The sequence below is a fragment of the Paraburkholderia terricola genome (assembly GCF_900142195.1).
GTDB lineage: Bacteria > Pseudomonadota > Gammaproteobacteria > Burkholderiales > Burkholderiaceae > Paraburkholderia > Paraburkholderia terricola.
Map to the genome: position 1 here is coordinate 106,860 of NZ_FRAB01000003.1, position 14,106 is coordinate 120,965.

Sequence of the window (14,106 nt, forward strand, 5' to 3'; positions counted from 1 at the left end):
CCCACCCCCGCTCGTCGCGTGGGACATCACGCGACAACCATTTCCATTCCCGAGAGATCTTTATGTTCAGCAAGAAAAAAACCCCCGGTATCCAGCAATCCAAACTCGCCACCCTGGTCGCTCACGACGTGCGCATCGCGGGCGACCTGCAGTTCAGCGACGGCCTGCGCATGGACGGTCACGTGAAGGGCAACGTCAGCGGCGAGCCGGGCAGTCAGACGCTGCTGGTATTGAGCGACCGCGGCTCCGTCGAGGGCAACGTGCACGGTTATGACGTGGTGATCAACGGCCGGATCGTCGGAGACGTGATTGCCGATCACTTCGTCGAGTTGCAAAGCAACGCGCACGTGACGGGCAACATCTATTACCAGCAATTGCGGATGGATTGCGGCGCCTCGGTGGACGGCAAGCTCACCAAGCGCGAAACCGCGCATGCGGCGCCGCTGCTGGTGGCGGTGACGGACACGCCGTATGAGGAGCGCGAGGACCGCAAGGCGGGCTAGGCGGCCGTGAGGCGCTTCGAACCAAGCCCGCACGGCTTGGCTGTCGCGAAGCGCTTGGAACCGAGCCGGCTGCGACTGGCGTCGCGCGAAGTTGTCGTGGCCGAGCGCTTCGCCGCATTCGCCGGCTATTCACCCATTCATTCGCCCTTGTTTGCCCACTTGTTTGCCCAAGCAAGCCGCGCGCACCTTCACCCTCCAGAACATTCCAGAACATCAGCGACCTCGCATGACAGAAAGGTCGACATCGTCGTGATCGGCACAGGCCGCACCGAAGCGACGCAGGAAGAAATCCTCCGGATCGATGCCGGGTCAGTGTCCCGATGACATTCCCGCCGGAGAGGCGGAACCTCGATTTCGACAGTCTTACGAAACTAGTTGCATTTCGATACCAAATTGCCTACGATCCGAGTGGTTGCACATTAAAACCATTTGGCCGGTAATGCCGCCATCTGGTTCCCGCTCGAACCGCCTGTCCAGCCGGCTCTTCTTGCCCGAAATCTCCGGCTGGCGGCGCGTTCGTCAAACATCGGATTTGGAAGAGTGACAATGGACATCTCATACGCCCGCTCTGGTCGAAACACGATTGCCCTCGCCGCGATTTGTCTCGCCCAGCTCATGTTCGCGCTGGAAATCTCCAGCGTCCCCGTTATCCTGCCGACGCTCGAAAGGCTGCTGCATGCGGACTTCCGCGACATTCAGTGGATCATGAACGCGTACACGATCGCGTGTACCACCGTGTTGATGGCGGCCGGCACACTCGCTGACCGCTACGGAAGAAAGCTTCTCTTCATGACTAGCCTCGTGGTGTTCGGCGTGGCGTCGCTGATCTGCGGGCTCACGCAGAGCGCCCCGCTGCTCATCGCGAGCCGTTTCGTGCAAGGCATGGGCGGCGGCTCGATGTTCATATGCCTGATCGCCATTCTTTCCAACCAGTTCAAGGAAGGCCACGAACGCATCAAGGCGTTCGGTATCTGGGGCATTTTTCTCGGTTTCGGGCTCGGTTTCGGCCCGATCATCGGTGGCGTGATCGCCGAGTTGGCTGGCTGGAAGTGGGTGTTCCTCGTCCACGTTCCGTTAGCCATTCTGACGTTCTTCCTGGCGATCGGTAGCATAGAGGAGTCGCGCGATCCGGACGCGCGCAAGCTCGACCTCGCCGGCATCGTCACGCTCTCGCTCGCCGTCTTCGGGCTCACCTGGTACATCACGCAAGGCTCTGAGCAGGGCTTCACGAGCCGCGGCTCGCTGTACATCATTGCGGCTACGATCCTGAGCTTCGTTCTGTTTCTCGTGGCCGAGCGAGTGAACGCGCATCCCATGTTCGACTTCTCGGTCTTTCGAATCCGCAAGTTTTCCGGTGCGATCATGGGTTCGATCGGCATGAACTTCAGCTTCTGGCCGTTCATTATTTTCCTGCCGATCTTCTACCAGGGCGCGCTGCACTACGACATCGTCGCGGCAGGCCTCTCGTTGCTGGCCTATACACTGCCGACGCTCGTCATTCCGCCTGTCGCCGAGCGGCTATCGCATCGCTATCAGCCGGGCGTCATCATTCCTCTCGGCATGTTCACGATCGGCCTCGGATTCATTCTGATGCGTTTCGGCGCGAGCGCTGAACATGCCAGCGGCTTCACGATGCTGCCGGGCTCGCTGCTCGCGGGCATCGGACTCGGCCTGACCAACACGCCCACCACCAATACCACCACGGGCTCGGTGCCGTCGAATCGTGCCGGCATGGCCTCGGGAATGGACATCAGCGCACGGTTGATCAGTCTCGCCATCAATATCGCGGTGATGGGCTTCGTGCTGGTGGCGGGCATCAGCGATTACCTCAAGAACGTCCTGCCGAGTGTGTTCGACGCGGCACAGCGCCAGTCGCTCGCCGAGCACATCGCGGCCGGCAGCGTGGAAGGGCTGACTGAACGCTTCCCCGCGCTCGTGCAGGCGGACCCCTCTGGCGCGGTCCTGCACGGCGCACTGGTGCACGGCTTTGGCTGGGTCATGCTCTATGGCGGGCTCGGGGTGTGGGCGCTGGGCGCGGTCAGCCTGGTGCTGTTCGGCACGCAGCGCTCGGCGCAACGCGCGAGCGTCTGATACCGGCAAACGGACGGCATGGTCCCGCGCCGCGCAAGACGGTCCGGTCGCACGGCGCGGCGTGAGAAAAAGAAGGCGAACCGAACGAAAACGCGATGGAGCAGCCGATGAACGATCTCCTGAAGCACGTGCTGGATGCCTACGGCGGCCTCGACCGCTGGCATTCGCATTCGCGGTTGAGTGTAAAGAGCGCGACGGGCGGACCGTTCTGGCCGTCGAAGGGTATTGCCGAGAACCACGGCTGGGGCAACGTGACGATTCGCACGGCGAGCGAATGGACTCGCATAGCGCCATACGGTGCGCCAGATCGAACGATGACGTTCGTGCCGGAGCGGGTCGTCATCGAAGACGGCGATCGACAGATCGTGCAGGAACTCGTCGATCCTCGCGCGGCTTTCAAGGGCTACGGTCCACATTCCTATTGGGACGCATCCCGCCAGGCCTACTTCAACGGCTACGCGCTCTGGACCTATCTCGCCACACCGTTTCTGCTGGCGCAGCCGGGTGTCGAGCTCACCGAGGGTGCGCCGTCGTACGAAGACGGTGAAGTGTGGCGCGTCCTCGACGTGTTGCTGCCGGAAACGATCGCCAGTCACAGTGCGGCTCAGCGCTTTTACTTCGGACCCGACTACCTGCTGCGTCGCCAGGACTACCGCCTGGATGTCTCGGGAGGCACGCAGGTCGCGCATTACGTGTCCGATTTCGTCGAAGTGGAGGGCCTGCGCTTTCCGTCGAAGCGACGTGCGTATCCGCGAGGTGAGGGCGGCCAGCCGGATCGCAATCAGTTGTTGGTGTGGATCCGCTTCGATGAGTTTCGCTTCGATTGACGGGCTCGCGAGTAGGCGCATCGCGAAGCGAACGTGGGCGGGAATCTATCCACGAAGCATTAGATAACGCTTGTGGCGGTAAAAAGAAGTTTTATAATGGAACCAGCCGTGTCGACGTTTCACACGGCTGTTCTTGTCGAAGAGGGTGGTCCGCGCGTCGTGCGCCATCTTCTAACGGGCGTAAATGACTGCTCGACGGGGAACGTAGCCGTTGAGGTCTATGTAATCGGTCGGGCCAGTTTGTCAGGCAGCTGGAGGGCCGCGATGGTGAAGCGAACGAGTCACAAGGCAACGGGTTGTCCCATCGCGCGCCCGCTGGACGCCATAGGCGACTGGTGGTCGCTCCTGATCATCCGCGATGCTTTCGATGGCTACGAGCGCTTCGGTGAATTCCAGAAGAGTCTCGGTCTTGCAAAGAACATCCTGACGACACGGCTGCGCAATCTCGTTGAGCACGGCATTCTGGAAACGGCGCCGGCTTCGGACGGCAGCGCCTATCAGAAGTATGTCCTCACGAAGAAAGGGCTCGGTCTCTTTCCACTGCTGGTGGCGTTGCGTCAGTGGGGCGAGGAGCATTTCTTCGAGCCGTCCGAACTCGATGTTCGCCTCGTCGATCGCAAGTTCGGTCAGCCTGTCAAACGGCTCGAGCTTCGTTCGCAAGACGGGCGTTTGCTGGGCCCGGAGGATGCCGAAGTACGAAAGATCAGCAGTGGTTTGCGCGCATCGCCCCGGCCGTCGTCCGCACAGCAGGTCAACGACGGTCGCCGTAAAAAAGATCCAGCCTGACGATCCGCTTCATTGCGGTTTTGGCGATGTCCATTCGAGTCATCGCCGATCGTCGGGTGAATGACAGTTCTTCCCAACGTTCCCGGCCGATAACCACGGTCCGAACTCGCACCGACAGCGTTGCACGAGCTGCGGTCGCGTAGGTGACGTTTCAACCTTTGAAGATTTATTCGCAACGCCAACTCTTCCAGTGAGAGTTTTCGGCGTGCGCTCGTTTTGCACTGGCCGGGTAGCCAGGTATTCGCGCATGCATAAAGGCGCCATTGCACCGGATTCGCTGCTTCAATATTATTTCCGCGCTATGAAGTAGTTACATACCAGAAGCCGAAAAAACGGAGCTATCGAAGTCTGGTTTTCGATAAAAAGGTATTTGCAAGAACGTCGATTAAAATAGTTGCAAGTTGAAACCTCAACATCTATATTGTGAACCGTTGTCCTGGAGAAGATCGTTGCCAGCACGTAGTTATTAAAACTGAATAAAACGTTTTGCTGTCGCTCAAACTAGATCGGGGTGGCCATGTGCATCGTGAAGCTCATGCCTCAGGGCATTGAAGTCGCATTGCCGGCGGGGAGTCCGTTGACCGAACTCGAATTCGAGTTGTACGGCCAGGAATCTATTCCGTTCGGCTGTAAAGCCGGCGTATGCGGCGCCTGTGTCATTGAAGTGCAGGAAGGTCTGGATCATCTCGGCAATAAAGGCAAGGACGAAAAGACTTTCCTCGAATCTCTAGGTTATCCGGACGAGATATTCAGATTGGCATGTCAGTGCCGTGTCACCGGAGCGGTAATCATCAAAGTCGCGGATTCACAGGTTTAACCCATTCCCGCAACACCTATTTTTGCGTAGTTATTTCATTATCATCTTTCAAGGAATGAGCCATGAGTAATCGCGTTAAAAATGTCGGCTTAAAAGATCGCATTCCGTTCATTAATGCGGAAAGATCACTCCAGCTGCGTAAGCAAATCGATGCCATTATCGACGGGCAGATCGAGAACTGGTATGAAACCGTGCCGTATGCCGCCCATCTGGAAGGAAAGAAAATCGACTCCGATTATTATCAGCGTCACCTGATCGAAACCGCCTGGCGGATTCGCCTGTTGCGGGTGGTCGAGTCGAAAACACTCGCCGAAGTCGCCAAGCAGAGCCCGGAGGCGGCGCAAATCTGGGCGAATTACGAGCGCGAGGAGATGTTGCACGACGAGCTGTTCGTTCAGGACCTCGAACGCGCCGGTGTCTCCCGCGAGCAGTTTCTCGCGACCGAACCGTATCTGTCGACCAAGCTGCTCAGCGGCTACTTCTCGTATCTGCTCGATCACGAGGGCCCGCTCGGCGTGATCGCCTATTCGTATCTGGTCGAGTACGTCAACGTGAAGCTCGAGCCGCGCAAGCTCAAGGCGCTCAAGGAGTCGGTGGGCGAAACGAACATCACGGGCCAGATTGCGCATTCGCATACCGACATCAACGACGATCATCCCGGTGAAGTCTGGCAGGCGATCCGCTATCTGCTGCGCAGCGATGACGACATCGACTCGCTCAAGCGCTACCTGCGCGAGCACCAGACCGTCCTCGCGCTCTACTTCAAGGAACTCTACGAAGACAAAATTCTGCCGACGCTCAAGGCGGCGGCCTGACCAATCAGGGGAGACGAGGCGATGTCGTCCGATGGCGTTTTAATTCTGAGTCACTGCGGCTTTTCGTTCGCGGAGGACCTGATCGCGGCGATCAAGGCGCGCGGCCTGCTTCCGTTCGTGCTGAGTTCGCGGCCCGTGCCGGAGCACGGGGAACAGCGGCTGCAAACACTGCGCGATCATGCGGCGGCGGTCTTCGCGACCGATTCGCATGTGTTGCGGATGGAGGACGTCGAAGACGCCGTCGCCTCGTTGCGCGCGGCGGGCCAAACGGTGCTTGCCTGCATCAGCGTGTGGGAAGGCTACCGTCCGCTCATGGCCGAGGCCAACAGCCGGCTCGGCGTGAGCGATCTTTCCGCGCAGCGGATCGAGTTTCTGCGCGACAAGCATGCCGTGCGCAACGCGCTCCATCACGCCGGGCTTTCGCGGGTCACGGCGCGGCGCGTGACGCCGGCCGTGCTCGATGAATTGCGGCGCGACGCGCAGGCGTGGTTCATCAAGCCGGTGCGAGGCATCGCGTCCTACGGTGCGTTCCGGCTCTCGCCTGACACCACATGGGCCACGCTCGAGGCGATCGGCGAGCATGCGCGGGCCGACACGGTCTACGCTTCGGCGCTCGGCGAGCACGTCGAGTTCATCGCCGAAGGCTATCTCGCGGGCACCGAATTCAGCTTCGAACTGCTGGTCTCGCACGGCAAGCCGTTCGTGCTCGGCGTCCACGAAAAGTGCGAACTGACCGAAGCGAACGGCACGGTGCTCGAAGACAGTTGCACGAGCCCGCCGGCGTCGCTTGCCGCGGGCGATCTCGCGAGCGGCCTCGACTGGCTGCGCGCCGTATTCGAGCAACTCGAACTCGGCAGCGGCTGCTTTCATGTCGAAGCGCGCTTTGACGGCGCGCGCTGGGATCTCATCGAGATCAATCCCCGGGTGGGCGGCAGCCTCATCTCGCACAGCGTGAAGGCGCTCAACGAGGAAGCCGGCATGCTCGAACTCTGGCTGGACCTGTTGCTGGAGCAAAGCGGCGGCACGCAGCACCGTGCGTTTGCCGAACGCCTGCAACGCCTCGCCTACACCGCCGACGGCACGCCGCCGAGCGAGCTCGCCACGTTCTTTCGCGTCTACTTCGCGACGCACGGCGAGATCGAACGCATCGAGACACGCACCGACGGCCGCCGCCCGTTGATCGCGCAAATCCTGCTCAAGCCCGGCGACGTCGTGCCGGCCACGCCACGCGAAGCGTTCCTCGGTCAACTGCTTTGGCGCATGACGCGCGCCGAGCGTGACGCGGCGCTTCCCGACCTGCTCGCGGCCTCCGTCACCGCGCTCGACGTGCACTACAGAACGACAACGCCCGCATTGGAGACCTGATCGTGAACGCTAACCGACCGCTGCTGCTGATCGTCGACTACAACCTGACCCGCGTGGCCGATGTCGCGCACATCGCGTCTTACGCACGCCAGCGGTATGGCGCGGAGATCGCGCTGATCCGCGCGAATCCGACCGAGCGGGACTCGCTGCTGTGCGAATACCTGATCGACCTCGATCCGCTCGCACCGAATTTCGTCGACGAGGCGCTCTACTATCTGAAGTCGTGGCGCGAGCGCCTGCGCGCCGGCATGGTGTTCTCCGACAACGCGGTGCAAAGCGGTGCGGCGCTTCTCGAACGGCTCGGCCTGGTCGTCGATTCGGCGGCGCTCGCCGCCAACGCGTACAGCAAACGCGATTACCGGGTGTGCGAGGCGCGCGTGCGCGATCTGCTCGAAGCGCAAGGCATGCTCGTGCCCGACTGCGTCGAAGTGCACGACGTCGACGACCTGGGCCGCTTCGCTAGCGCGCACGAGGGGGGCTTCGTGGTCAAGCCTTCGTGCGAGGGCAACAATCGCGGCGTCGTGATCGTGGCGCCGGGCGACAGCCTCGACGCCGCGTTCGCGGCAGTCGCGCCGTACCTGGAGCGCGGCGCGATCTGCGAATCGTTCATTTCGTTTGCGCGTGAGTTTTCGTTCGACGGCGTGGGCGCCACGCACTTCATCACCGAGAAGGTGAGCGCGCAAGGCCGCTATCCGGTCGAGGTCGCGCAAATTCTGCCCGCGCGTCTCACCGCCGCCGAACAGGCGACGCTCGTGCGGGCGGGGCGGGTCGCGAATCTGCTCGTGGGCCAATTGCGCGGTCCCTTTCACAACGAGATCAAGCTCGACGACACGGGCTTGCGCGCCGCGGTCGTCGAACCGAATCGCCGTCCCGCCGGCATGAAGATCTGGACGATCGCGCGGGAAGTCTATGAGATCGACTTCTACGCGCTGTGGGTCGACGCGGCCTTCGGCGTCGTGCGTGAGCCGGTGCTCGTCAGCGCCGGCCGACAGGCGGCGACCGTCATGCTCGGCGTGCCCGCGGACGGCCGGCTCACCCCGCCCGACGCCGACGAAGGCGCCGAACTTTTCGACCGCGCACTCGCTCGCGCCGCCGCGCTGCTGGGCACGGACGCGCTGCGGCGCGTCGAGTTCGGCTGGCTCTCCGAAACCGCGCGCTTCATTCCCGCCCTGCCGCGCGATAACGCGGACTTCGCCGCACAGGCCTGCTTCGCGCTGGAAAGCGACGTGCACGACATGCGCAGCGTGGTCGCCACGGTACGCGCGGTCTGGTTGTCGGTGCTCGCCGAGGCGTGCCACATCTTCGAGCCGGCGAACGCAGCCGCGTCGCTCGCCATCGCGTGAACGGAGAGATCATGAAGATTCTTGTCCTGCATCGCGTGCCCTATCCGCGTATCGAATACGCGCGCGGCATCGATCACGAACAGCACGACGTGACTTACCTCGGCGTCGCCGATCTGCTCGCGACGCTGCCCGCCGATCTGCGCTGCGAACGCGTGGAGCGTCCCGTTGAACTCGGTCCGTTCGAGGCGGCGCACGCGTGGATCACGCGCACGGCGCGTCCGGTCGATCGCGTGATCGCTCTGTCGGAATACGACCTGGTCGACGCCGCGCGGTTGCGCGAATGGCTCGGCATACCCGGTGCGACGCTCGAACAGGTGCGTCTGGTGCGCGACAAGGTGGTGATGAAGGAGGCCGTGCGCGCGGCGGGTCTGCGCGTGCCGCGCTTCATCGGCTTAGCTGGGTTTCTGCATGAGCCGGCCGGCACACCCTGGCGCGCGCGCACCGTGCTCAAGCCGTTGAGCGGCGCATCGAGCGAAGACGTCGTTATCTTCGAGACGCCGGCGGCCGCTGCCGCCGCGATCTCCGCGCGCCGCTGCGGCGTGGCGCGTCTCGACGCGCCGGAGCCGGCGATCGATGGCTACGAAGTCGAGGAATTCGTCGACGGCGACATCGTGCATTTCGACGGACTCGTCGCCAATCGCGAGGTGCTCACGCTCACGGCGAGCCGCTACATCGGCACCTGCCTCGGCTACGCGAAAGGACAGCCGCTCGGCTCGTATCACTTTCCCGTGTCGGCACGGATTCGCGACTGGGTCGTGGCCGCGCTCGCGGCGGTCGGCATCCGTCAGGGCAGCTTTCATCTGGAGGCCATCGAGGACGGCGACGAACTCGTGTTCCTCGAAGTCGGCAATCGGGTAGGGGGCGCCGACGTCGTGGCGACTTTCGAATACGCGACGGGCGTCCATCTGCCGTCGGAGGAACTGCGCATTCTGCTCGAGGGCAAGCCTTCGCGCGCGCTGCCGCCGACGCAGCCGCGGACCCAGGCGCGCTGGCACGGCTGGTTCGTATTTCCCGGCCACACGCTTGCGGGGACCACGTACGAGGATATCGGGGGCATTGCGAGGTTTCGCGGCGACCCGGCGCTCGTGCGCTGGCTCGAGTTGCCCGCGGGCGCCGCGCTGCCGCGGCGAGTCACCTACTCGGCGAACGAGGCGCCGCTCGCCGGGATCGTGGCGTACGGCAGTTGGCAGGGTACGCGCGACTGGATCGACGCCCTGTTCGCCGCGGCCACCCAGATGCGTGAACCGGCGCCGCCCGTTTGCGCCTGGCCGCACGCCGTACCCGCCGTACTGCAATGAGCGCGCGGCGCCTCGCGGCGTCCGCGCATCCCACGATCGACACAATGGAGAAACGACTGTGACCACGCAACAGCAATTGCCCGTGACGCCCGATCCGAATTCCCTGGCTGGCCAGATGGAACTGAACGCGTTCTATCTGCGCGAACTCGCGCCGCCGAGCGCGCCCGAGACCGTGCCGCTCGCCGCCGACTACGCCCGCATCCTCGGTTTGGAAACTGCCTGGAGCGACTACGAGGCCGCGCGCATCGTGCTCGACGACGTGCCCGCGAACGCGGAGCAGTTCGAGGAGTGGTACGTCACGCTGCGCAACACGCATCGCAAGGAAGTCGCGCCGTTCTTCGACTTCCTCGCGGAAGAAGCATCGCTGCCGCAGTTGTCGCTTTTCGTGAGCCTCGAAGCGCAGGTGGACGGCCGCTTCGACGACATCATCGCGCTCTCGCAACTCGGCATGGACGGCGACATGAAGCTCGCGCTCGCCGAGAACTACTGGGATGAAATGGGCCTCGGCAAGCTCGACGAAATGCACACGCGCACGTTCATGCGGGCGTCGCCGTTCTTTCGCGCCCAACTGGGCGAGCTCGACCTGGAGGCGGAAATGCCGGTCGCGGCGCTCAAGAACGGCAACCTGCTGCTGCTGTATGCGTTGCGCCGCCAGCACGTGGGGCGCCTGCTCGGCGCGCTGACGCTGCTCGAGCAGACCGTGCCGTACCGCTTCACGCGCATGCTGCGCGGCATGCATCGTCACGATGTGCCGAGGGAATTCCGTTACTACCACGAGCTGCACGTGCCGGTGGACGCCAATCACGGCAAGCAACTGGTCGAGCGCGTGCTGCTGCCGCTCGCGCGCAACAACCCACGCGTGATCCGCGATCTCTGCGAAGGCTGCCTGATCCGCTACCAGATCGAGAAGGAATATTACGCAGGCGCGCGCGACGTGATGGATCGCCGGCTGCACTGACCCGATCGAACGCCACGCATTTCTTCCAGTCAACCTCGACGATCTCTCCATGCACTCGACACTTGCTTCCGACCTCGCCAACTTCGACGCGCTGCTGGAGCGCACGCGCCGCCATGCCGTGGCGGCGCTCGCCTCTCTCGACGACCGCCCGGCCGCGCTCGCGCCGCCGCCCGCCACGTTGCGCGCCTTGCCCGAGGAGGGCGCCGGATTGGCGGGCGCGCTGGAAGAATTCGTCGCGCGCTGGAGCGCGGGCTTTTCCGGCAGCGCCGGCCCGCGCTACCTCGGCTTCGTGACGGGCGGCGCCACACCGGCCTCGCTCGCGGGCGACTGGCTCACCGGCGTCTACGATCAGAATCCGACCGCCGGCATCGACAGCGCCGCGCCGGATCTCGAGCGCGAAACCATTGCGCGGTTGCGCGAGCTGTTCGGTCTGAGCGAGGCGCAGCAGGGCGTGTTCGTCACGGGCGCGACGATGTCGAATCTGGTGGGTCTCGCGCTCGGCCGCGAATGGCTCGGCGAGCGCAACGGCGTGAACGTTTCCGAGCAAGGCGTGGGCGCGCTCGGCGCGGTGCGCGTGCTGGCCGCGACGCCGCATTCGAGCGTGTACAAGGCGCTCTCCGTGCTCGGCATCGGCCGGCAGGCGGTGCGCAAGGTGCCGACGCTCGCGGGCCGCGAAGCGATCGACCTCGTTGCGCTCGAAGCGGCGCTGGCCGAGTCCGAGGGCGTGCCCGTCATCGTGGTGGCGAGCGCGGGGACCGTCAACACGGTGGATTTCGACGATCTGCAGGCGATCCACGCGCTCAAGGCGCGCTATCCGTTCTGGCTCCACGTCGACGCGGCGTTCGGCGCCTTCGCCGCGCTCGCGCCGGCGTATGCGCCGCTGGTCGCGGGGCTCGATGCGGCGGACTCGATCTGCATCGACCTGCACAAGTGGCTAAACGTGCCTTACGACGCCGCGGTGCAGTTCACGCGGCGCCGCGACCTGCAGGTGCGCGTGTTCCAGAACAGCGCCGCCTATCTCGGCATTCCCACCGACAACCCCGACTTCGTTCATCTCACGCCCGAGAATTCGCGGCGCTTGCGCGCGCTCGCGACGTGGTTCTCGCTCGCCGCGTATGGCCGCGCGGGGCACGCGGAGATCGTCGCGCGCAACATCGCGCTCGCGCAGGCTCTCGGTGCGCGTCTCGAAGGGCAGCGCGGTTTTCGCCTGCTGGCGCCGACGCGGCTGAACGTCGTTTGCTTCACGCTTGCCGCGAACGCGGACGAAGCGCGCATCAACGCCTATGTGCGCGCGGTGCGCGATCTGGGCGAGGTGTTCATCACGAGCACGGTCTACGCCGGCACGTGGGGACTACGCGTCGCGTTCACCAACTGGCGGACGGGCGAGGCCGACGTTGCGCGCATCTTCGACTCGCTGTGCAAGGCGCTCGATGCCGTCGAGGCATCCGGGCGCTAATGCCGCGCCGCGATTAACCGACTTTCCATTCCAACCAAAACTGGTGACTCCATGAGCATAATTGTTGGCGTGTCCGCGCATTACCACGACGCTGCGTGCTGCATCATCAAGGACGGCAAGCTGATCGCCGCCGCCGAGGAAGAGCGTTTTTCGAAGGTGAAGCACGACAGCAGCATTCCCACGGGCGCGTTCCGTTATTGCCTGCGAGAAGCGAACGCGACGATCGACGACGTCGATTGCATCGCCTATTACGAGGACCCGTACAAGAAGGCCTCGCGCCAGATCGCGACCAACGTGCTGGATCTGCTGCAGAACCCGAAGCGCCGCTTCAGGATCGATCCCGCCCGTCCCGAACGCGACATTCGCCAGAGCCTCGGCTTCAACGGCCGGATCGAATATGTCGATCACCATCTGTCGCACGCGGCCAGCGCATTCTTCTACTCCGGTTTCGCCGACGCGGCGCTGCTGACCGTCGACGGCGTCGGCGAATGGGCGACCACCACCTACGGCCGCGGCGCCGACGCGCACATCGAACTGTTCGAGGAGGTGTCGTTCCCGGACTCGCTGGGCCTGCTCTACAGCACGATCACGGCTTACCTCGGCTTCGATGTGAACGACGCCGAATACAAGGTGATGGGCCTCGCGCCCTACGGCCGGCCGCTCTATGTCGAACAGATGCGGCGTCTGCTCGACGTGAACGAGCGCGGCCAGTACCGGCTCAACATGGAGTACTTCGATTTCCTCAATGGCGAGCGCATGTATTCCGAGCGTTTGCCGGAGCTGTTCGGCGCCGCGCCGCGCGAGGCGGAGTCGGAGCTCGGCGTGTTCCACAAGGATCTCGCCGCGAGCCTGCAGCGCACGCTCGAAGACATTCTGCTCGAGAAGGCGCGCTATCTGCACGACGCGGTGCCCGTCGAGAATCTGTGCATGGCGGGCGGCGTCGCGCTCAATTGCGTCGCGAACGGCCGGATTCAGCGCGAAGGTCCGTTCGCCAGGCTTTTCGTGCAACCGGCCGCGAGCGACGCGGGCGGCTCGCTCGGCGCCGCGGCCGTCGCGCATACACGGCTCACCGGGCGCCGTCCCGAGTTGAAGGCGCTGCCGCACGTGTATCTCGGCCCCGCCTATTCGAATGCCGAGATCCGTCAGACCGTCCGCGCGATTTTCCCGGATACCTCGATCGTCGACTGCACGGGGCGGCCCGAGGAACTGATCGCGCAAACCGCGCAGCGCCTCGCCGACGGCAAGGTGATCGGCTGGTTCCAGGGACGCATGGAGTTCGGACCGCGCGCGCTCGGTTCGCGCTCGATCATCGCGGACCCGCGCCGGCCGGAAATGCGCGACCGCATCAACGCGCTCGTGAAGATGCGCGAGGCGTTCCGTCCGTTCGCCCCTGCCGTGCTCGAAGACAAGGCCGCCGAACATTTCGAGCTCGATCATCCGTCGCCGTTCATGCTCGAAACGTGTCAGGTCATTTCGCCGCTTTCGCTGCCCGCCATCACGCATGTCGACGGCTCCGCGCGCGTGCAGACCGTCAGCGAACAGAGCAATCCGCGCTTTCACGCGCTGCTCGCCGAGTTCGACCGCCTGACCGGCTGCCCGATCCTGCTGAACACCTCGTTCAACATGCGCGGCGACGCGATCGTGCTCGATCCGGTGGATGCGGTCTGGTGCTTTGTCGTGTCGGATATCGACGCACTCGTGATCGGCGATTACATCGTCGATCGCGGCTTCAAACTCGAGACCTGGAACAAGCTGAAGGAAATCTTCACCGCGCGCGCCGCGAAAAAGCGCGTCGCGCCGGAGTCGGTCAACGTCTACACGTTCCTGTGAGCGGGCGGCTCGCCCGC

13 protein-coding genes are annotated in these 14,106 nt (G+C 63.8%); all 13 read left to right on the forward strand.

The genetic code is table 11. The features are described 5' to 3' along the window. The first annotated feature begins 62 nt into the window (after nucleotides 1-62). On the forward strand, nucleotides 63-503 hold the full coding sequence (locus tag BUE39_RS03835) for a bactofilin family protein (protein ID WP_073427329.1): 441 nt from the start codon (nucleotides 63-65) through the stop codon (nucleotides 501-503). A gap of 96 nt (nucleotides 504-599) precedes the next feature. Then, nucleotides 600-827, forward strand: coding sequence for a hypothetical protein (locus BUE39_RS34005; protein WP_143031901.1), 228 nt, complete (start codon nucleotides 600-602; stop codon nucleotides 825-827). 222 nt (nucleotides 828-1,049) lie between these two features. Continuing rightward, on the forward strand, nucleotides 1,050-2,594 hold the full coding sequence (locus tag BUE39_RS03840) for an MFS transporter (protein WP_073427330.1): 1,545 nt from the start codon (nucleotides 1,050-1,052) through the stop codon (nucleotides 2,592-2,594). A 107-nt stretch (nucleotides 2,595-2,701) separates the two neighbouring features. Further along, complete coding sequence (locus tag BUE39_RS03845; protein WP_073427472.1) at nucleotides 2,702-3,421, forward strand: hypothetical protein; 720 nt, start codon at nucleotides 2,702-2,704, stop codon at nucleotides 3,419-3,421. A 264-nt stretch (nucleotides 3,422-3,685) separates the two neighbouring features. Further along, nucleotides 3,686-4,207, forward strand: a complete 522-nt coding sequence (locus BUE39_RS03850; protein WP_083081176.1) for a winged helix-turn-helix transcriptional regulator — start codon at nucleotides 3,686-3,688, stop codon at nucleotides 4,205-4,207. A 535-nt stretch (nucleotides 4,208-4,742) separates the two neighbouring features. Beyond that, nucleotides 4,743-5,024, forward strand: a complete 282-nt coding sequence (locus BUE39_RS03855) for a 2Fe-2S iron-sulfur cluster-binding protein (RefSeq protein ID WP_235004798.1) — start codon at nucleotides 4,743-4,745, stop codon at nucleotides 5,022-5,024. A 62-nt stretch (nucleotides 5,025-5,086) separates the two neighbouring features. After that, complete coding sequence (locus BUE39_RS03860) at nucleotides 5,087-5,839, forward strand: heme oxygenase-like domain-containing protein (protein WP_073427331.1); 753 nt, start codon at nucleotides 5,087-5,089, stop codon at nucleotides 5,837-5,839. Between the two features lie 21 nt (nucleotides 5,840-5,860). Further along, a complete protein-coding gene (locus tag BUE39_RS03865; RefSeq protein WP_073427332.1) occupies nucleotides 5,861-7,204 on the forward strand; it encodes an ATP-grasp domain-containing protein in 1,344 nt (447 codons plus the stop codon). A gap of 2 nt (nucleotides 7,205-7,206) precedes the next feature. Further along, the gene (locus tag BUE39_RS03870) at nucleotides 7,207-8,547 is read left to right on the forward strand and encodes an ATP-grasp domain-containing protein (RefSeq protein ID WP_073427333.1); all 1,341 of its coding nucleotides are present in this window, start codon (nucleotides 7,207-7,209) and stop codon (nucleotides 8,545-8,547) included. Between the two features lie 11 nt (nucleotides 8,548-8,558). Continuing rightward, nucleotides 8,559-9,845 carry an ATP-grasp domain-containing protein gene (locus tag BUE39_RS03875; protein ID WP_073427334.1) on the forward strand — a complete coding sequence of 429 codons (1,287 nt, stop codon included), beginning with the start codon at nucleotides 8,559-8,561 and terminating at the stop codon, nucleotides 9,843-9,845. Nucleotides 9,846-9,903: 58 nt separating this feature from the next. After that, nucleotides 9,904-10,803: an iron-containing redox enzyme family protein gene (locus BUE39_RS03880; RefSeq protein WP_073427335.1), complete on the forward strand. Its 900-nt coding sequence runs from the start codon at nucleotides 9,904-9,906 to the stop codon at nucleotides 10,801-10,803. A gap of 49 nt (nucleotides 10,804-10,852) precedes the next feature. Continuing rightward, nucleotides 10,853-12,259, forward strand: a complete 1,407-nt coding sequence (locus tag BUE39_RS03885; RefSeq protein WP_073427336.1) for a pyridoxal phosphate-dependent decarboxylase family protein — start codon at nucleotides 10,853-10,855, stop codon at nucleotides 12,257-12,259. Between the two features lie 51 nt (nucleotides 12,260-12,310). Then, nucleotides 12,311-14,089, forward strand: coding sequence for a carbamoyltransferase family protein (locus tag BUE39_RS03890; RefSeq protein WP_073427337.1), 1,779 nt, complete (start codon nucleotides 12,311-12,313; stop codon nucleotides 14,087-14,089). The last annotated feature ends 17 nt before the right edge of the window (nucleotides 14,090-14,106 follow it).